19 protein-coding genes are annotated in these 18,061 nt (G+C 54.5%); 1 reads left to right on the top strand and 18 read right to left on the bottom strand.

Annotation, left to right across the window (positions count from 1 at the left end):
* Window positions 1-3: 3 nt before the first annotated feature.
* The 7 genes from FCS97_RS04850 to FCS97_RS04820 form a co-directional block, all read right to left on the bottom strand.
* Window positions 4-1,356, bottom strand: coding sequence for a phospholipase D-like domain-containing protein (locus FCS97_RS04850; RefSeq protein WP_138517065.1), 1,353 nt, complete (start codon window positions 1,354-1,356; stop codon window positions 4-6).
* Window positions 1,347-2,141 (bottom strand): endonuclease/exonuclease/phosphatase family protein, encoded by a 795-nt coding sequence (locus FCS97_RS04845; RefSeq protein WP_138517063.1) that lies wholly within the window; start codon window positions 2,139-2,141, stop codon window positions 1,347-1,349. Before FCS97_RS04845 ends, FCS97_RS04850 begins: the two co-directional genes overlap by 10 nt.
* A 204-nt stretch (window positions 2,142-2,345) precedes the next feature.
* Window positions 2,346-2,855 carry a dihydroneopterin triphosphate diphosphatase gene (gene nudB, locus FCS97_RS04840; RefSeq protein ID WP_246065846.1) on the bottom strand — a complete coding sequence of 170 codons (510 nt, stop codon included), beginning with the start codon at window positions 2,853-2,855 and terminating at the stop codon, window positions 2,346-2,348.
* 20 nt (window positions 2,856-2,875) lie between these two features.
* The gene (gene aspS / locus FCS97_RS04835) at window positions 2,876-4,681 is read right to left on the bottom strand and encodes an aspartate--tRNA ligase (RefSeq protein ID WP_138517059.1); all 1,806 of its coding nucleotides are present in this window, start codon (window positions 4,679-4,681) and stop codon (window positions 2,876-2,878) included.
* The gene (locus FCS97_RS04830) at window positions 4,678-5,379 is read right to left on the bottom strand and encodes a DUF502 domain-containing protein (protein WP_171035171.1); all 702 of its coding nucleotides are present in this window, start codon (window positions 5,377-5,379) and stop codon (window positions 4,678-4,680) included. Before FCS97_RS04830 ends, aspS begins: the two co-directional genes overlap by 4 nt.
* On the bottom strand, window positions 5,369-5,656 hold the full coding sequence (locus FCS97_RS04825) for an FmdB family zinc ribbon protein (protein ID WP_138517057.1): 288 nt from the start codon (window positions 5,654-5,656) through the stop codon (window positions 5,369-5,371). The genes FCS97_RS04830 and FCS97_RS04825 overlap by 11 nt, the downstream gene beginning before the upstream one ends.
* Window positions 5,657-5,876: 220 nt before the next feature.
* Window positions 5,877-6,998, bottom strand: coding sequence for a fatty acid desaturase (locus FCS97_RS04820; RefSeq protein WP_138517055.1), 1,122 nt, complete (start codon window positions 6,996-6,998; stop codon window positions 5,877-5,879).
* 114 nt (window positions 6,999-7,112) lie between these two features.
* On the opposite strand from FCS97_RS04820, the gene FCS97_RS04815 reads away from it, so the two are divergent.
* Complete coding sequence (locus FCS97_RS04815; protein ID WP_138517053.1) at window positions 7,113-8,156, top strand: AraC family transcriptional regulator; 1,044 nt, start codon at window positions 7,113-7,115, stop codon at window positions 8,154-8,156.
* 7 nt (window positions 8,157-8,163) lie between these two features.
* Here FCS97_RS04815 and FCS97_RS04810 read toward each other — a convergent pair whose 3' ends face one another.
* From FCS97_RS04810 to FCS97_RS04760, 11 genes are all read right to left on the bottom strand, one after another.
* Window positions 8,164-8,556 (bottom strand): Na+/H+ antiporter subunit G, encoded by a 393-nt coding sequence (locus tag FCS97_RS04810; RefSeq protein ID WP_138517051.1) that lies wholly within the window; start codon window positions 8,554-8,556, stop codon window positions 8,164-8,166.
* Entirely contained in the window at window positions 8,553-8,831 is a 279-nt protein-coding gene (locus tag FCS97_RS04805; protein ID WP_138517049.1) for a K+/H+ antiporter subunit F, read from the bottom strand. The genes FCS97_RS04810 and FCS97_RS04805 overlap by 4 nt, the downstream gene beginning before the upstream one ends.
* Window positions 8,828-9,319 (bottom strand): Na+/H+ antiporter subunit E, encoded by a 492-nt coding sequence (locus tag FCS97_RS04800; RefSeq protein WP_138517047.1) that lies wholly within the window; start codon window positions 9,317-9,319, stop codon window positions 8,828-8,830. The genes FCS97_RS04805 and FCS97_RS04800 overlap by 4 nt, the downstream gene beginning before the upstream one ends.
* On the bottom strand, window positions 9,316-11,013 hold the full coding sequence (locus FCS97_RS04795) for a monovalent cation/H+ antiporter subunit D (protein ID WP_212746435.1): 1,698 nt from the start codon (window positions 11,011-11,013) through the stop codon (window positions 9,316-9,318). Before FCS97_RS04795 ends, FCS97_RS04800 begins: the two co-directional genes overlap by 4 nt.
* Window positions 11,010-11,354, bottom strand: coding sequence for a Na+/H+ antiporter subunit C (locus FCS97_RS04790; RefSeq protein WP_138517045.1), 345 nt, complete (start codon window positions 11,352-11,354; stop codon window positions 11,010-11,012). Before FCS97_RS04790 ends, FCS97_RS04795 begins: the two co-directional genes overlap by 4 nt.
* Entirely contained in the window at window positions 11,354-14,287 is a 2,934-nt protein-coding gene (locus tag FCS97_RS04785; protein WP_138517792.1) for a monovalent cation/H+ antiporter subunit A, read from the bottom strand. The genes FCS97_RS04790 and FCS97_RS04785 overlap by 1 nt, the downstream gene beginning before the upstream one ends.
* A 101-nt stretch (window positions 14,288-14,388) precedes the next feature.
* The gene (locus FCS97_RS04780; protein ID WP_246065844.1) at window positions 14,389-14,886 is read right to left on the bottom strand and encodes a DUF411 domain-containing protein; all 498 of its coding nucleotides are present in this window, start codon (window positions 14,884-14,886) and stop codon (window positions 14,389-14,391) included.
* 4 nt (window positions 14,887-14,890) lie between these two features.
* The gene (locus FCS97_RS04775) at window positions 14,891-15,550 is read right to left on the bottom strand and encodes a fumarylacetoacetate hydrolase family protein (protein WP_138517043.1); all 660 of its coding nucleotides are present in this window, start codon (window positions 15,548-15,550) and stop codon (window positions 14,891-14,893) included.
* Between the two features lie 65 nt (window positions 15,551-15,615).
* Window positions 15,616-16,041, bottom strand: coding sequence for a hypothetical protein (locus FCS97_RS04770; protein ID WP_138517041.1), 426 nt, complete (start codon window positions 16,039-16,041; stop codon window positions 15,616-15,618).
* Window positions 16,042-16,172: 131 nt separating this feature from the next.
* The gene (gene ssb, locus FCS97_RS04765) at window positions 16,173-16,670 is read right to left on the bottom strand and encodes a single-stranded DNA-binding protein (RefSeq protein WP_138517039.1); all 498 of its coding nucleotides are present in this window, start codon (window positions 16,668-16,670) and stop codon (window positions 16,173-16,175) included.
* Between the two features lie 100 nt (window positions 16,671-16,770).
* On the bottom strand, window positions 16,771-18,048 hold the full coding sequence (locus FCS97_RS04760; protein ID WP_138517036.1) for an MFS transporter: 1,278 nt from the start codon (window positions 18,046-18,048) through the stop codon (window positions 16,771-16,773).
* Window positions 18,049-18,061 lie beyond the last annotated feature (13 nt).

The raw sequence follows: 18,061 nt of genomic DNA, 5'->3' as shown, positions 1-18,061 counted from the left end.
ACACTAATACCGGCTGCCGAAACCACCCAGAAAAACAGCCAGAAGCATTAATTTATAACACAGCCAACTGAACACCCTTTCCCTCAGGGGGCGCTGTGCATGCTCGCTGGCCTGAATTTCGCGGCTGTCATTTTGAATGGAACTTTGTAATTCTTCGCGCAGTGCATTCGCAAAGTCCCGGTTGTAAACAATCACATTCGCCTCACGGGCAAACAGACAACTCAACGGGTCCAGGTTGGAGGAACCCACCGTGGCCCAATTGGAATCCACCACCGCCACTTTGGCATGCAAAAAACTGGGCAGGTATTCATAAATATCCACCCCCGCCGCCAACAAACTGGAATACAAACTTTGCGTGGCGTAATGCTGGAAACGGTACTCCACACGCCCTTGCAACAACAACTGAACATGCACGCCGCGCGCACGGGCAGCAATCAAGGCCTTGCGAATTTTTCGGCCAGGCAAAAAGTAGGCATTGCTGAGAATGACTGAGCGTTGCGCATTGCCAATGGCCTGCACGTAAGCACGTTCAATTCGCCTGCGCAAACGGAAATTGTCGCGCACGGCCAATTGGGCCTTCACCTTGCCCACTGGCTTTGGTTTGGGGGCTGAGCGCTGGCGCACCATGGCCTCCTGCAACTGCTCTACCCTTTCCTTCCACCAGCTTGAACTGAAGGTATCGGTAACACGGCCGCCCGGGCCAATTTGCAACCACAACCATTCCATGTTGTGCCACACGTCTTGCACCACAGGGCCTTGCAACTGCACGGCGAAGTCATAGCGTGGCCCCAGTTTTTTTTGGTCCAGCAAATCGGTGTTCACCACCATGGCCTGTTCGCGCATGCCGCCTGAAGCACCCCATATCGGCTCGCGTTTTTGCTGTGCCCGCTCAGTGGCTTTTAAAAGCTCATCACGTTCACCCGCATGGTTCATGTCATCAATCAGGTTGATGCCACCCACAAAGGCAATGTCGTTGTCGATTGCAATTATTTTCCGGTGCATGCGGCGAAGCCGTTTTGGGTTCAGCTTGAACCAAGCGCCCTCAGGCCGAAACACCCGCACATGAACGCCATGCTGTCGCAAGCCTGCAACCCAGGTGCGCACGCCTTCCTGCCCACCAAAACCATCCAGCACCAAGCGCACCTCTACCCCACGTGCTGCTGCACGGCACATGGCCTGGCAAAAAGCTTCGCCTATCGGGTCGTTCGCAAAAATATAGGTTTCAATGCGCACCGCATGCCTGGCTTGCTCAATGGCTTGCAGGGCACGTGGAAACAGCTGTTCGCCCCCCATCAGCAACTCCACCGCATTGCCCTCGCGCTCGGGCGCGGTAGCGGGCAACAGGTTCAACACCATGCGCACTCCAGGTCCACCACAAAGGGTGCGTGGTCAGACAACTTGGCCCAAGCCTGCCCATGAAGCACCGTGGCCTCATGCACCGTGAAACCACGGGCAAACACGCGATCCAGGCCCAGCACTGGAAACCGGCTGGGAAAGCTGCTCACCCGGGCCAGTCGATTGTGTTTGTCCAAAGGCATCACTTCCTCCGCCTGCAAACCCTGTTGCAAAATCGGCCCAAGTCGACGTTGCCAGTCATTGAAATCACCAGCCACCACCAAAGGCATGCCAGCAGGCACATGGGTGCCCACATGTTCAATCAGCTTGCTGGCCTGGCGTACGCGGCTGCGGTAAAGCAAACCAAAATGCGCCACCATGGCATGAATGGGGCCCACAGGCGTTTTCACACAGCAATGCAACAAACCCCGCTGCTCAAGCCGGTGGTCTGACACATCCTGATTCAGCATCCATTCAATTTCGTATCGCGACAACAGGGCGTTGCCGTGGTGCCCATGCGAATACACGGCATTCATGCCGTAAGCAGTGAAATATCGCTGGCTTGCATGGCCCAACAAATCGTCGATGGCCGATGGCGACTGCGCAAGAAACTCGTGCTGCCCGGCCTCGGGCCACTGTTCAAACTTGCCTGCATGCCGATCGTGCCGACCTTGCACTTCCTGCAAAAACACCAGGTCGGCATCCATCGCATGAATTTGCTCGCGCAGGGCGTGAATGGTCAGGGCGGGCTTGCGCAAGCCCATCACCCCCTTGTGAATGTTGTAGGTCGCAATTCGAAGTCGCATTACATGCAATACCTAGAAAATGGATCGGTAAATTACCAAGTCAATTCAAGTCATGTCACAAACACAGGGTATTGCCCCCCAATTAGGGTTACCCCTATACTCAAATTGTAAATATTGAACTTTCTAAAGCAGTTTAAAACCGTTTCCAGCAGCAGCTATACACCGTATATGAAAAAAGGGGCCCTTCGCGGCCCCTTTGTATTTTCAAGCCAGTCCGGCCTGAAGCTTCTTGCTTAATTCCAGAATGGCCTGAGCATTGTTCGGCGAAAAACACCGGCCTGCTGCCTCTTGCGCACTCAACCACGCATAGCCCACATGCTCGTTCACAGCCAGCTGGGGAGCAAACTCGGCAGGCACACACACCATGAACCAATGCTCGGTGTTGTGGGTTACGCCTGCGGGGTAGCGGTGTCGCCAGTGCTCAAAAATTTCATACTGCAAACTGTGCGGCCAAGGCCTAAGCACACCAGGCTGCAGCAAATCGCCTGGGCTGGCTTCCAACACGGCGGGGGACTGCACTGGAGTGGCTGCAAAGCCAGTTTCCTCTGCCAGTTCACGCACTGCGGCTTGCAAAGGCGATTCGTCGGAAAAATCAAGGCTGCCAGTCACCGATTGCCAATACCCGGCTTTGTCAGCCCGTTCAATCAATAAAAAATCCCCGGCCGGGCTGATCATGACCACCAGCACCGACACAGGGATTTTATGACCGCTCAAAGCGCGCTGCCCTTGAGTGGTCAGGCCACGTTTTTGGGTTCGGCCTGACGCAGGCGAACATGCAATTCACGCAATTGCTTTTCGTCCACAGGGCTTGGTGCTTGGGTCAACAAGCACTGTGCACGCTGAGTTTTCGGGAAAGCGATGACGTCACGAATGCTTTCCGCCCCGCTCATCATGGTCACAATACGGTCTAGGCCAAAAGCCAAACCACCGTGGGGTGGCGCGCCATATTGCAAGGCATCCAGCAAGAAACCAAACTTGGCTGCCGCCTCCTCTTCAGAAATGTTCAAAGCGCGGAACACCTTGCTTTGTACCTTTTCCTTGTGAATACGCACCGAACCACCGCCCAGCTCCCAACCGTTCAGCACCATGTCATAGGCCTTGGCAATGCACTTGCCGGGGTCAGTGGTCAGGTAATCCTCGTGGCCGTCTTTCGGGCTGGTGAAGGGGTGGTGACAGGCCACCCAGCGGCCGGCTTCCTCGTCCAGTTCAAACATGGGGAAGTCGATCACCCAGAGTGGCTCCCACTTGCCTTGTACCAAACCGGCTTTCTGGCCGAATTCGCTGTGACCAATCTTCAGGCGAAGGGCGCCCATGGCGTCATTCACCACCTTGGCTTTGTCGGCACCGAAGAACAGAATGTCGCCATCGGCAGCACCGCTGCGCTTGAGCAATTCATTCAAGGCTGTGTCATGAATGTTTTTCACGATGGGCGATTGCAGGCCGTCACGGCCCTTGGCCAGCTCGTTCACCTTGATCCAGGCCAGGCCCTTGGCACCATAAATGCCCACAAACTTGGTGTAGTTGTCAATTTCTGAACGTGGAATTTCAGCACCACCTGGCACACGTAGCGCCACCACGCGGCCATTGTCCATATTTGCCGGGCCGGAGAACACCTTGAAATCGACATCTTTCATGATGTCGGTCAGTTCGGTGAATTCCATTTTCACGCGCAGGTCGGGCTTGTCGGAACCAAAACGCGCCATGGCTTCGCTGTACGGCATCACGGGGAAGGGGTTTTGCAGTTCCACATCCATGGTCTGCTTGAATACCTTGCGGATCATGTCCTCGAACAGGTCACGAATTTCCTGCTCAGTCAAAAACGAGGTTTCAATGTCCACCTGCGTGAATTCAGGCTGACGATCAGCACGCAAATCTTCATCACGGAAGCATTTGGTGATTTGGTAGTAACGGTCGTAGCCGGCCACCATCAGCATTTGCTTGAACAGTTGAGGCGACTGCGGCAAGGCAAAAAATTCGCCTGCATGCACGCGCGAAGGCACGAGATAATCGCGCGCACCTTCAGGTGTGCTTTTGGTCAGCATGGGGGTTTCAATGTCCACGAAGCCCTGCGCATCCAGGTGGTTGCGAATGGCCATGGCCACTTTGTAACGCAGCATCAGGTTCTTCTGCATTTGCGGACGGCGCAAATCGAGCACACGGTGCGTTAAACGCGTGGTTTCGGACAGGTTCTCGTCATCAAGCTGGAACGGAGGCGTGACTGACGCATTCAGAATTTCAAGGCCCTTGCACAACACTTCCACAGCCCCGCTTTTCAGATTGCTGTTTTCAGTGCCTTCCGGGCGGGCGCGCACCAAACCTTCCACGCGCACACAAAACTCGTTGCGCAGGGTTTCTGCGGTGGCAAATACTTCAGCCAGGTCGGGATCGCACACCACCTGCACCAAACCCTCGCGGTCGCGCAGGTCAATAAAAATTACACCACCGTGGTCACGGCGACGTTGCACCCAGCCGCACAGGGCAATGGTTTGGCCCAGGTAGGCCTGTGACACATTGCCACAATAGTCAGTACGCATTTTCATGAATGTAAGTCTTGTTTAATGGGTTGATCCAACACGTCGTCCGAAGGCGTTACCACCCCCAGCGACACAATGTACTTCAAGGCCTCGTCCACAGACAAACCGGACGGGCGCAATAATTTCTCGGGCACCATAATCACGTACCCTGAGGCAGGGCTGGGCGATGTGGGCACGTAAACCGACACCAGTGGCCCCTGATCATTCAGGTTTTCAAGCAGGCTGGGGGGCGGTGTTCCGGTCACGAAACCCAAAGCCCAAATGCCCGGGTGCGGGTACGGCACCAACACTGACCGTGTAAATGCCTTGCCAGACGAGCTTAACAGCGTATCAGACACCTGCTTGACGCTGTTGTACACAATTTTGAACAAGGGAATGCGCGACAGCACCCAGTCCCCTGCCTTGAACAGCCAGGCCCCGAAATAATTGGCCGCCAGTACGCCCGTACCCAACAGCACAGCCAGCGTCAAAATGACACCCAGCCCCGGGATGTGCACACCCAGCCACACCCTGGGGTGCAGCGCATCCGGCAACAGCATCAGGGTTTGGTCCATCAAGCCCACCACCAGCGCCAAAACCCACAAAGTAATGCCCAAGGGCACCCAAATGAGCAAACCTGTAAACAGGTATTTTTTGATGATGTCCGAGTTCAGGACCCGTTCGGGCAACTTGGCTTGTGGCTTGGCCGGTGACTTAACTGGCATCGGTACTTGGCGCCGTGGTTGAGGGTGGGCTGCTGCTTGGTGCCGCAGCCGCAGTGGACGCAGCACTTGGGCCAGCAGCCGACGATGCGCCGTTGCCTCCCCTGAAATCAGTCACATACCAGCCCGAGCCTTTCAACTGAAAGCCCGCTGCAGTCACTTGCTTGGCAAAACTAGCCTGCCCACAACTTGGACACTGGGTCAAAGGGGCATCGCTCAGTTTTTGCAACACGTCTTTTTCGAAGCCACACGCTTCACAGCGATACGCATAAATTGGCATTTCCGCTACACCCGCAAATACAAACGAAAAACTCCCCATTATAAGATGGAAGGCAGAAGAACTCCAACATCCTGAATTTCAAAGACAAAAAAAGAGCGCTTTCCTTTCGAAAAGCGCCCTTCGTGTCGACGGAGTAGGCTGCCCCATTCAGAATTCAGCCAATGACACTAGAACTACGCCGCCCTCCTCTAGCAAAGGGCGGTTTTGGATCAACAGGCTCTTAGGCGGCCTGGTATCCTGCCTCTTGTTGACCTTGCTCGTTGGCTGACCAGCGATTGGCCCGCTTGAAAGTGCCCAGGTCGTTGAATCGAACACCATTTTCACGCATCACTTCATGCGCCTTCTTGGCTGTCATTTGGCGAATGTAGAAAGGATCGCGCACTACAAAGTGGTGAATGCCGTGTGTGGAGCCAAAGTTGAAACAGAACAGGTGGGGGATGATGAACCACTTGCTATTCAGCACCTGGCACTGCTGCACAAAGTTACCGTCTTCAATGTCGCCGAAATAGTGCATGTTCGAGCTGATGAAGTTGATCGAGAACGAACGCAGCAGGTTGGGTGCAAAAATCAGTACGGCAACAGTGTTGGCTGTGGCCACCAGTTCAGGCGTTACGAACGCTGGCCAAGGCACACTGTAACCCACAGCCCAGGCAGCAGCCTCAATCGCCCAGTAAGCCACATAAGCATGGAAGCTAACCCAAAACGCTGACGCCAAGGGGAAGTTGCCTGCGGCACCCATCATCAACATTTTCAGGCGGCGATTTCTTGGAATCTTGAACACACGCAGCACCACGCTCAGCTCAAGATCCAGCATCATCAACAAACGCAGGGGCGTGAAACGCTCGCCATTGGTAATGGCACGCTCTTCCAGATCGGTTTCAGTGCCGGAATGCTTGTGGTGATGCAGGTGCAAGTGGCGACGCGCCCAAGGATTAATAGTACTGGGGCGGCAAATCCACACCAGTGCCATCATCAAATTGTGCATGAACTTGTTTTTGCGGAAATACATGTAGTGGATCAGGTCATGTTCCAGCTCATGCGTGAAGCTCAGGAAAATCGCAATCACAGGAATGGTCACATACCAGGCCAATACACCTTCCAGGTAGGCCCAGCCTGTCAGCACCGCACCCGCCATGGAGAACAGCAAAATCAGCATGCCAATGGCATCCTGATGTTTCAAAATCGGGTATTTGGCGCGAATTCGATCGCCTTCAGCAAGCACCGCAGTTTTAATGGCTGCAATGCGCTTTTGATCCAGCGCATTGATGCTGTTTTGCTTGATTCGCGAACCACCTTCGGCTTTGGCCGACTGGCTCATCAGCTTTTCACTCAAACTTGACATACTCTTGCCTCTTTCTGTTTTGGCTTTTGGTGATTGAAGTATGCTTGGGGTTGCGCAGTAAAGCTTGTTCTGAAACGCCAAGCTTATGACCTTCGACGCCAAAATAAGCGCTCAATGAACAACAAAGTAAACAACAAAGCGTCCAATTCCGCAAACAACACGCCAACAGCCCTGGCCAGTTGGATGCGTGGTCTCGCCCGCGAGCTTGAGCACCAAGGCTGTGATGCATCCGCGCTATTCAACGAGGCAGGGCTGGACTTCGCCCTGCTGGACTCACCCGAAGCCCGCTACCCCGTGCCCCAAACCACCGTGCTTTGGCAAAAAGCAGTGGCCGCCACCGGCGATGAAACCTTGGGCATCAAAGCCATTCGACACATTACCCCCGCCACTTTTCATGCCGTGGGCCTCAGCGTGATGGCCAGCGAGACCCTGGAACAAGCCTTTGGCCGCATGCGCCGCTTCGTAGACCTGGTCACTGACGCCAGCGAAATTGAGCTTCTGAGCACGGCGGATGAATTTGTTGTTGAGTTAAAGCTGAAAGAAGGCGCACAACCGGCCCACCAATCAACCGACGGTTTTCTGTGCCTGCTGGCCAATGCAGGCAAAGGCCTGGGCGACGCAAGCCTGGTACCGTTGCGTGTCGAGCTGTGCCGCCCGGCACCCAAGGCCAGTAATCTGGACTTTTTTGAGAAAAGTTTTGCGGCACCGCTGAAGTTTGGCTGCAACACCATGCGAATTGTGTATGAACTCGCCATGGTGCACACCCGCCTGAAAGGCGCCAACCCCTTGATTGCGGAGCACCTTGACCAAGCCAGCCAGGCCGCCATCGAAAGGCTGAAACCCGCGAGCAGCGTGAGCAAAAAAGTACGCACCTGGGCAGCCAACCGATTGCCACAGGGCGCACCCAGCATTGAAGACGCGGCAGAGCACATGAATATGAGTGCACGAAACCTGCAGCGCAAACTGGCCGAGGAAGGCACCAACCTGGCGAGTATCGTGGATGAAATTCGGCAAGGCGAAGCGCAACGGCGCCTTAAGCAAAGCCAGGATTCGCTGACCGCAATTGCCCTCGACTTGGGATTTTCGGATGCCTCCGCCTTCAGCCGGGCCTGCAAACGCTGGTTTGGAAAAAGCCCCAGCGAAGTTCGCCAAGGCTAGGCGATGGTCAATCCAGATGTGCCGGCTTTTTTCTGGGCAGGGGCGAGGCCATTTCACTCAATGGTGGTGGTACTTGAGCCTCGGGCTGTTTGGCAATCCTGTTTCTGAATAAATCAGTTCTCGCCAGAAAAATGGTGGTAACCGGCACGGTGATGGACAGGAAAATAATGATGAGCCAGGGGTGCAGGGTCAGTGAAAAATCCACCGCTGAAAAATAAACAATACTGGCCAAGGTAACCAGCCAGGCAGAAAAACTGTAAGCCAGTGCAGTGGGATGCATGCGTTGAAAAAACCCTTGGAAGCGCACAATGCCAATTGCGGATGACAAGGTAAACAGGCCCGAGACCACCAGCAACACACCCACGATGATTTCAACCCACAAGGGAGCAGCGATAATCATTCAATCACCTCCCCTCGCAACAGAAACTTAGCCATGGCCGCTGAACTGACAAAGCCAAACAAGGCAATCAGCAAAGCCGCTTCAAAGTACATTTCACTTTGGTAGCGAATGGCCAGCACCATCAACATCAACATGCCAATGGTGTACATCAGGTCCATGGCCAATACACGGTCTTGTGCCCTTGGCCCCATCAACATGCGGTACAAAGTCAAACCCATGGCCACCGCATAACAGGCCAGGGTAAGCACGATCGACACAAACAAAAATGTACTCATTGAAAAATCTCCATCAGGGGTTTTTCATAGCGGTTCTTGATGGCTTGAACTTCCTCTTCGGCATTTTTCATGTCGAACACATGCACCAGCAAAGCGCTGCGATCCAGCGCAAGTTCTGACCAGATCGTGCCGGGTATCACACAGAGAATGGCCGCAAGCACTGCAAGCCCATTTGGATCGCGCAACTCCAGTGGCACAACGATGAAGTCGCCTTTGGGCACATTGTCCCCCCTGGCCAAGGTGCCACGAAGGACGCGCCAATTCCACACCACCACGTCGAGGCCCACACGCCAGAACAACATGAAAGCCAGCATCGGCTTTTTGAAAAAAACCGGCACAGGTCTTAATGGCTGAACCAGCAGCGGAATGGCAACGCCCAACACCACCGCAAATATCCAGTGACCCAAGCCATAAGACCTGTTCAACACAAGCCACAGTGCGATCAAGCCCAGGGTGAGCAAAGGATCGGGAAGCAGCTTGCGCATCATGGCGCCTCCTGTTCTAGACGGTATGCGTTGGTCGGGGCCCATTGCGGCTTGGCGGACAACACCGCCTGGATATAGCCCTGCGGCGCATGAAGTGCTGCCGAAGTTTGTTTGGCAAACTTCATCACCACTTCTGCACGCACAGTCAGTAGCACTGAAAAAGCAATCAACAAGGCGATTGGCAAGTATTCAATGGAGCGCAGCAAGGGTGCAGGGCGTTCACTGGTCATCCAGAAAAAGCGAATGCCGATTCGGGTAAGTGCAACCAGCGCGAACAAACCAGAGACAAACAACAACACCATGAGTGTCCACATGCCAGGTGTGGTGCTGAAATCAGTGTCGGCAATTGGCAGCAGGGCCGACACCACTGCAAACTTGCCTAAAAAGCCAGACAGCGGCGGCAAACCTGCCACCAGCAAAGTACACACAATGAAAGTAAGACCCAGCAAAGCAATTGACCCGGGTGTTGGCTTGCCAATCAAGGCCTCTTCGTTGTCATCCAGATTCTCATCAGGCCCGATTCGCGACTCGGCAAAACCAAATGGCAGACTGACATCCTCTTCCTCGTCTTGCCGGCGCTGTGCGGCTTCCATGTCGCGAACCCGATCCATCAACTCGGTCAACAAGAACAGAGCCGCCACTGCGAAGGTAGATCCCAACAGGTAATACAGGGCGCTGGCGGTTACATCAGGAATGCCCAGCCCAACCACGCAAACCAGAATTCCAGAGGACACCGTAATTGAAAATGCTGCGGCCCTGGAGGGGCTGGTGGCAGTCAACACGCCCAGCGAACCACAGGCCATGGTGAGTAAACCACCCCACACCAGCCAGTCACTGCCAAACGCGGCAGAGCCCTCGGCCTGACTGGAAAACAGCAAGGTGCTTAAGCGCAACAACACATACACGCCCACCTTGGTTAACAGGGCAAACACAGCAGCCGCAGGCGCGCTGGCCGAAGAATAAGCGGGCACCAGCCAAAAGTTGAGCGGCCACATGGCGGCCTTGGCAAGAAACGCCACACCCAGCACGGCACAGCCCGCGTGAAACAGTGGGCGGTCTGCATCGGAAATCATCGGAATTTTGGCAGCCAGGTCTGCCATGTTCAGGGTGCCTGTGATGCCATAGATCATGGCTGCACCTATGAGAAACAAAGACGACGCAGTCAGGTTGATGGCGATGTAGTGCAAACCAGAACGCACTCGCAAGCGGCCTGAGCCATGCAGCAACAATCCGTAAGAAGCGGCAAGCATCACCTCAAAGAACACGAACAGATTGAACAGATCACCGGTGAGGAAAGCGCCGTTGATGCCCATCAACTGAAGCAGAAACAGGGGATGAAAGTGTGAGCCCGCCTTGTGCCACCTCGCCATTGAAAACACATAGGCTGCAAAGCCCACCAAGGCGGCCAACATCAACATGAGCGCAGAAAGCTGATCAAGCACCAACACGATGCCAAACGGCACGTCCCAGTTTGACGGCAGATAAATGCCCACAGAGCCCGCAAGCTCGTTTTGCTTCACCCAAACCAGAAGCGCCAGTGCCACAGCCAAATTCACCACGCCGGCAAACAGACCAAGGCTGATTTTCAGGCGATAGCGCCGCTCGCCCAGCAACAACATGACGCACGCCATCACCAGCGGAAACAGAATGGGTGCGACGATCAAATGCGGCATGAGGCCTTCAACGAAACGCATCATTCAGCGTCTCCCTTGCCATCCACATGGTCGTTGCCAAAGAAGCCCCTTTGCGCCAACAACACGACCAGAAACAATGCAGTCATTGCAAAACCGATGACGATCGCAGTCAATACCAATGCCTGAGGCATGGGGTCGGTGTAATTCATCAAATTGGCCGCAAGCTCGGGCACCAGAATCGGTTCGCTGTCCACCGCCAAGCGCCCCATGCTGAAGATGAACAAATTCACGCCATAACCCAGCAAGCAAAATCCAATGATCACTTGGTAGGTGCGTGGGCGGAGCACCAGCCACACACCACACGCCGTTAAAATTCCGATCGCGATTGAAAGCACCAACTCCATCAGGCGTCTCCCTTGTTGTCGTCGTGAATCACTGCGCGGCGATGGCCCCGCATGGACTGATGGCCTAGCGCCGTCAAGATGAGCAAGGTTGAACCCACCACCAAGGTGAACACGCCAATGTCGTAAAACAGCGCGCTGGCCAGATGCAATTCACCAATGAGTGGCAAATGCAAATGTGCAGTGTGCGTGGTCAAAAACGGATAACCCAGCAACAGGGCGCCCAGGCCCGTTGCCGTCGCAATCAGCAAACCGCTGGCGATCCACAAGGGTGGGCGCAAAGGCAAGTGGGTTTCTACCCAACGCGTGCCGGAGATGATGTATTGCAAAATAAAAGCGGTGGACAACACCAGACCCGCCACAAAACCACCGCCGGGCTCATTGTGGCCGCGCATGAACAGGTACACAGCAATGACCGCAGCAATCGGCAACACCGCGCGAACCAGCACAGCAGGCACCAAGAGGTAACCTTTGGCGGTGTCGATGTCTTGGTCGCTTGAAATCAGGTCAGTGGCAATATCGACGGGAATTGAACGTTGCTGCAATGGTAGGTCGACACTTTCAGCCGCAGGCCTGAAACGGCGAAGCAAGGCATACACGGTCAGTGCCACCACACCCAACACCGTGATTTCAGCCAAGGTGTCTAGACCCCGGAAGTCAACCAGCATTACGTTGACCACATTGGTACCACCACCTTCGGGCAAAGCCCTTTCGAGGAAGAACGGTGAAATGCTTTGCGGAAAACTCCGGCTCATAGCAGCATACGACAACAAGGCTAGCCCCAGCCCTGCAGTGGAAGCCACCAGAAAATCGCGAGTGCGGCGCGCCTTGGCTTTGGCCTTCACAAGGAAAGGTTCTTGCCCCTTGATTTCCTCGCGACGCTTGGGCAACCAGCGAAGGCCAAGCAGAATAAGTACGGTGGTGACAGCCTCAACCGACAATTGGGTCAGGGCCAGATCGGGTGCAGAGAACCATGCGAATGTGACGACCGTGGTCAAACCGGCAACACTCATTAAAATCAGGGCGGTCAATCGATGGTATTTGGCCTGCCATGCAGCAGCAATTGCGGCTGCGCAGCCCACAACCCACAATAGGGCAAACATGGGCGAGAAGGCCAACTTCTGGCGGCTTGCTGCATCCAGCCAATCGGAAACAGCCAGGCCAAGCAGCGGCGCACCAGCCGCCACCACAGTCACCAACATGACCAGTAACAATTGTGGCTGCAAACGCCGAGTACTGACAAAACGCATGCCAGTGCGCGCACCCACGACAAACAGGGCCAGTACACTTCGGAAGAGTTTTTTACCGCTGAAAACACCAATCAATGGCGCAGTTTTAAAACCACCGGTATTCATGCCGCGGCGCATGAACCAGTACAAACCAATGCCGCCCAACAGGGCCACAAAACTCATGACCAAGGGCAAATTGAAACCATGCCAAATGGCCAGGTCAAACTCGGGCAGATTGCCAGCCACCACTGGTGTGGCGGCGGTCACCAAAATAGCCTGTATCACCAGCTGCGGCAACACACCCACAGCAAGGCAGATCAACACCAGCAATTCCACAGGCACACGCATCCAGTGAGGTGGTTCATGCGCAGGCTTGGGCAACATGGTGCAATGGTCTGGCCCAAAAAACACATCCACCGTGAACCGCAGTGAATACACCACACTGAAAATACCGGCCAGTGTTGCAATGAATGGCAAGGCAGTTGAGAACCACGGCACCGTGCTGACAAACACCGCTTCAGTGAAAAACATTTCCTTGGAAATAAACCCGTTCAGCAAGGGCACGCCCGCCATGGCTGCCGCAGCCACCATGGTCAGCGTGGCTGTAATGGGCATGGCGTGGCGCAAACCGCTCAACCTTCGAATGTCGCGGGTCCCGGTTTCGTGATCAATAATACCCACCGCCATGAACAGCGAGGCTTTGAATGTGGCGTGGTTGATGATGTGAAACACGGCTGCAACGGCCGCAAGCCGACTGTTCATGCCCAGCAAAGTGGTAATCAACCCAAGGTGTGAAATGGTTGAATAGGCCAGCAAGCCTTTCAGGTCCGTTTGAAAAATGGCAGCAAATCCACCAATCAGCAAGGTGGCCAAGCCTGCGCAGGTGACCATCCAGAACCATTCATCCGTGCCTGCCAACACAGGCCAGAACCGCGCCAGCAAAAACACACCCGCCTTGACCATGGTGGCCGAGTGCAAATAGGCCGACACCGGCGTAGGCGCTGCCATGGCGTGAGGCAACCAAAAGTGAAACGGGAATTGCGCACTTTTTGTGAATGCCCCCAACAACACCAGCACCAGCATGGGTGTGTAAAGGGCATGCGCTTGAACCTTGTCTTTGGCCGCCAAAACCACATCGAGGTCGTAACTGCCCACGATGTGGCCCAACATCAGCAAACCGGCGAACAGACACAAACCACCTGCTCCGGTCACAGTCAGTGCCATTCGCGCACCACGGCGCGCATCCTTGCGGTGATACCAATACCCGATCAACAGGAAAGAAAACAGGCTGGTGAGTTCCCAAAACACAGCCAATTGAATGAGGTTGCCCGACAACACAACCCCGCTCATGGCTCCCATGAAGGCCAGCAGGAAAGAGAAAAAACGCGGCACCGGATCAGATGGCGACATGTAATACCGGGCATACAGCACCACCAAAGCACCAATGCCCAAGACCAGCATGGAGAACATCCAGGCAAACCCGTCCATTCGCACCACAAAACTCAAGCCCAGCGACGGAATCCAGGAATACTCTTCACGCAACACACCGCCAGCCGCCACCTCGGGATAAAGACTCGCCACTTGAACAGCGCACAACAAGGCAACTGCGCCGGCAAGCGTGGATTCAGCATTGCGCGCATTTGCGGGCATGAAGGCCGCAATCAGACTTCCCAAAAAAGGAAGCAAGACAAGACTCAGCAGGGGCAAGGTACTCATCAAGACATGGAAAAGGTCAAGTTAACAAGCAAACTTGACCGGGCCTTGTACCTCAAAGCCAGATCTATGTTTGCAGGATAGAAACGAAAGACTCAGTGAATGGCGTCGTACTTGGTGTACGAACTGACATCGCCATTTTTACCAACCAACAACACATTGTACTCGGCACGCTTGTGCGGAAAGTCCGGATGCTCCATGCCGGGCGAGCCCATGGGCATCGCGGGCACCGAAAGCCCGACAGCATCGGGTTTTTCAGCCAGCATTTTCTTGATGTCGTCAGCCGGCACGTGGCCTTCAACAGCGTAGCCTGCCACTTTCGCACTGTGGCAACTGCCGTAACGCTGAGGCATGCCCAAGGCGGCCCGGAAAGAATCGGTGTTTTGAACATCGTTCACTTTCACAGTAAAACCGTTTTCCTCCAAATGCTCAACCCATTCTGCGCAACAACCACAGGTGGGTGTTTTCCACACCTCGACGAAGTTGTCGCCTTGCTGGGCAACCCCGGCAGGCTTGTCGCTACACGCCGCCAGAATTCCGGTACAAGCCAGTAGCAAAATGCCCAGCCAGTATTTTGATTGCATTGTTTTCATTGAATTATTCCACTTTGAATTCGGTGTCAATTGCATTGGGAAGTACCAAGCGAACCACATCGCCGCCCTTTAGAGGCCCAACGCCTTCGGGAGTTCCTGTAAAGATGAGATCGCCCTCGCGCAGGGTAAATACCTGGCTCAAATAACGCACAATGAAGGGAATTGGAAACAGCATTTTTCGAACATCCCCATGCTGCTTTAGCTGCCCGTTCAAATGCATCTGAAATTCAATATTTTGAGGATGCTCAATGTGCTCAGAAGGCACAAACTGGCTTACGGTGGCGGCGCAATCAAAACCCTTGGCCACAGCCCAAGGCAATCCGCCCTGCTTGGCCTTCGTTTGCAGGTCTCGCGCGGTGAGGTCCAGGCCAAGGCCATAGCCCGCAATGTGCTTCAACGCCTTGTCTTCAGCAATGTTTTTTCCACCTTGCCCCACCAGCAAAACCAACTCAGCCTCGTAGTGAACATCGCTGGAATGCGTGGGCAATACAATCGGCGTGCCCGGCAGGTGCAAAGCCGACGTGGGTTTGATGAACACTACCGGGTCTTCTTCAGGCCGATTGCCCAGTTCAGCAATGTGTGCAGCGTAATTGCGGCCAATGCAAAAAATATTGCGAACCTGAACAGCTCTGGCCTGCTCGGCCAGCAAGGTGATGTGCGGCATCCAATGTCCTTGAAGTGGGGGGATACCTTTGATTTTGCCCTAAGCGGGCACAAGATGCACTGCGGTTAAATACCAGACTCTTTCAGAAACGGGCCAAAGCAAGTTTCAAGCTCCGCTTTCTGGCACATCATGAACTTCGAACCTGTTGCATGCATCACGATGTAGTTGGTGGCCACGTTGCCGTTGGGCACTTTGTGACCCATGCAATCCGGCTGATCATTCACTGCCACCACCGTGTCCACCCACTTGTAAAAACCTTGGGAATCAGGCCGCAGACTGATGTCGTATCGGGTCTGCACAAGCTGCCCACCGCTCAGTATCTGCGTGGTGCCATCGGATCGAATGTCGTAAATTTCGGAACAGTTTTGTTCAGGCAAGTTAATTCGCCAAAGGCCGACCAAAGGATGTTCGAGCGGCAAACTGGTGTCAGCCCGCACAATTGAAACAGACAGTGTGGCAAAAACGCCCAAAATGGAAATCAGGTACTTCATGCAAACCCCTGCAACAACTGTGATTGCAGTCAGCATACTGGGGCTTGAATTACAGAACAAGAGCCCCAAAGAAAAAGCCCGACATTCATTGAACGCCGGGCTTGCTGATCACTGTGCCGAGTAACAGAGGGTCAGAACGGGATGTCGTCATCCAGATCAGCCACGCTCTGTGGGGCCGAGCGCTGTGGCGCAGGTGCAGATGAACGCATGCCACCAGAACTACGACTTGGTGCAGGCGACTGGTCGAAGTCATCGCCACCACCCGTTGAAGAAGAACCACCGCCTCCGCCACTGTCACGACCGCCGAGCAATTGCATTTGATCTGCAATTATTTCGGTGGTGTATTTGTCCACGCCCGACTGATCTTGCCATTTGCGTGTTTTCAAACGGCCTTCAATGTATACAGAGCGGCCTTTCTTGCAATATTCACCGGCAATCTCAGCCAGGCGACCGTAAATAACAACACGGTGCCATTCAGTTTCTTCACGCTTTTCACCGGTGTTTTTGTCTTTCCAGTTGCTGGACGTGGCCAGGGCCAGGTTCACCACTGCACCACCATCGGGCAAATAGCGCACATCGGGATCCTTGCCCAAATTACCCACCAGAATTACCTTGTTGACTGAGGCCATGGAATAAATTGCTCCTTAAATTCTTGAAATATGTCTTGAAATGCACCCCAAAAGGACTGCAATAATTGGGGCAGCAGTAATTGGGCTCGCAGTCACTGCGCTAAGAGTGGCTTACCGGGTTGCCCACCGGCTCACTGACTGGCGCAACACTTGCTGAGCGCGGCGGCAATGCTTTAATGCCCATTGCCAATAAAAACCACACCACCACCAGCAGCAACACGCCCTCGAATACACCTTGCGCACCCAAGTGGCGAAATGCCAGCCCACCCAGGGCACCACCAGCAAAAAGCCCAAGCGCTTGAGAAGTATTATATACACCCAAAGCCAACCCCCGGTGACTGAGCGGTGCCACTCGTGACACCCACGAGGGAAGGGTAGCCTCAAGCAAATTGAAGCCGACAAAATACGCCAGCAACATGGACACCAGCACCCAGCCTTGCTCTGCAAACAACACCAAGCCCAACATGACCAAACCCATCAGCCCGATGGCACCCAATTTGACCTGCTTGGTTTTGGCTTTTTTTTCTGACCAAACCATCAATGGCACCATGAGTACAAAGGAGCCCAGCACCACTGGCAAGTAGACCTTCCAGTGCTCAGCCAGCGGCAATTCAAGGCCACTGAGCAACAGGCTGGGCACCACCACGAACAGCGACATTTGCGTTAAGTGCAAAGTGAAAATACCCAGATTCAGACGCAGCAGGTCGGGTTGGGTCAATACGGCCCACCCATCGCGAAAGCTGCCTTTGAGTTTCGCTTCCTGATCGGCCAAGTTTGGCGTGGGCAACAGCCAAATAACCACCCCAATGCCCAGAATACTCAGCACACCAGTGATGGCAAACAGCCCACTTAATCCAAAAAATTTGTACAACACCGGTGAAAACACAAGTGACAGTGCGAAAGTAACACCGATAGACGCGCCGATCATCGCCATGCCCTTGGAGCGCACTTCATCGCGGGTGACGTCGGCCAGCAAGGCCGACAAGGCCGCTGAAATGGCGCCCGCGCCCTGCAAAGCACGCGCCCACACCAATTGCTCAACCGTTTCAGCCACGTAACCCAGCCAGCAACCAGCAGCGAACAGCAACAGGCCACCGATTATGATTGGCTTTCGACCCAGTTTGTCAGAAGCCCAACCCAAGGGAATTTGCATGCAGGCCTGCGCAAGGCCGTAAATGCCCATGGCCAGGCCAACCAGGCTTAAGTTGTCCCCGCCAGGCATGCCCACTGCATGCAGGGAAAACACCGGCAAAATCATGAACATGCCAAACATGCGCAGCGCATAAATACTGGCCAGCCACCCGGCAGCCTTGCGCTCGGCAGGCAGCATTTTGAAAACATCGGGGGAAGCACTGGGGCTTGCGGACTTGCGGCTCATGTCTTGTTGAATT

The organism is Limnobacter alexandrii (assembly GCF_005871185.1).
Lineage (GTDB): Bacteria > Pseudomonadota > Gammaproteobacteria > Burkholderiales > Burkholderiaceae_B > Limnobacter > Limnobacter alexandrii.
This window is presented reverse-complemented; position numbering and strand designations above follow the sequence as displayed.

Bases quoted from the DNA above. Each gene is read 5' to 3' on its own strand.
- FCS97_RS04850 (WP_138517065.1), bottom strand. From the start codon at position 1,356: ATGGTGTTGAACCTGTTGCCCGCTACCGCGCCCGAGCGCGAGGGCAAT.
- FCS97_RS04845 (WP_138517063.1), bottom strand. From the start codon at position 2,141: ATGCGACTTCGAATTGCGACCTACAACATTCACAAGGGGGTGATGGGC.
- aspS (WP_138517059.1), bottom strand. From the start codon at position 4,681: ATGAAAATGCGTACTGACTATTGTGGCAATGTGTCACAGGCCTACCTG.
- FCS97_RS04830 (WP_171035171.1), bottom strand. From the start codon at position 5,379: ATGCCAGTTAAGTCACCGGCCAAGCCACAAGCCAAGTTGCCCGAACGG.
- FCS97_RS04825 (WP_138517057.1), bottom strand. From the start codon at position 5,656: ATGCCAATTTATGCGTATCGCTGTGAAGCGTGTGGCTTCGAAAAAGAC.
- FCS97_RS04820 (WP_138517055.1), bottom strand. From the start codon at position 6,998: ATGTCAAGTTTGAGTGAAAAGCTGATGAGCCAGTCGGCCAAAGCCGAA.
- FCS97_RS04815 (WP_138517053.1), top strand. From the start codon at position 7,113: ATGAACAACAAAGTAAACAACAAAGCGTCCAATTCCGCAAACAACACG.
- FCS97_RS04810 (WP_138517051.1), bottom strand. From the start codon at position 8,556: ATGATTATCGCTGCTCCCTTGTGGGTTGAAATCATCGTGGGTGTGTTG.
- FCS97_RS04805 (WP_138517049.1), bottom strand. From the start codon at position 8,831: ATGAGTACATTTTTGTTTGTGTCGATCGTGCTTACCCTGGCCTGTTAT.
- FCS97_RS04800 (WP_138517047.1), bottom strand. From the start codon at position 9,319: ATGATGCGCAAGCTGCTTCCCGATCCTTTGCTCACCCTGGGCTTGATC.
- FCS97_RS04795 (WP_212746435.1), bottom strand. From the start codon at position 11,013: ATGATGCGTTTCGTTGAAGGCCTCATGCCGCATTTGATCGTCGCACCC.
- FCS97_RS04790 (WP_138517045.1), bottom strand. From the start codon at position 11,354: ATGGAGTTGGTGCTTTCAATCGCGATCGGAATTTTAACGGCGTGTGGT.
- FCS97_RS04780 (WP_246065844.1), bottom strand. From the start codon at position 14,886: ATGAAAACAATGCAATCAAAATACTGGCTGGGCATTTTGCTACTGGCT.
- FCS97_RS04775 (WP_138517043.1), bottom strand. From the start codon at position 15,550: ATGCCGCACATCACCTTGCTGGCCGAGCAGGCCAGAGCTGTTCAGGTT.
- FCS97_RS04770 (WP_138517041.1), bottom strand. From the start codon at position 16,041: ATGAAGTACCTGATTTCCATTTTGGGCGTTTTTGCCACACTGTCTGTT.
- ssb (WP_138517039.1), bottom strand. From the start codon at position 16,670: ATGGCCTCAGTCAACAAGGTAATTCTGGTGGGTAATTTGGGCAAGGAT.
- FCS97_RS04760 (WP_138517036.1), bottom strand. From the start codon at position 18,048: ATGAGCCGCAAGTCCGCAAGCCCCAGTGCTTCCCCCGATGTTTTCAAA.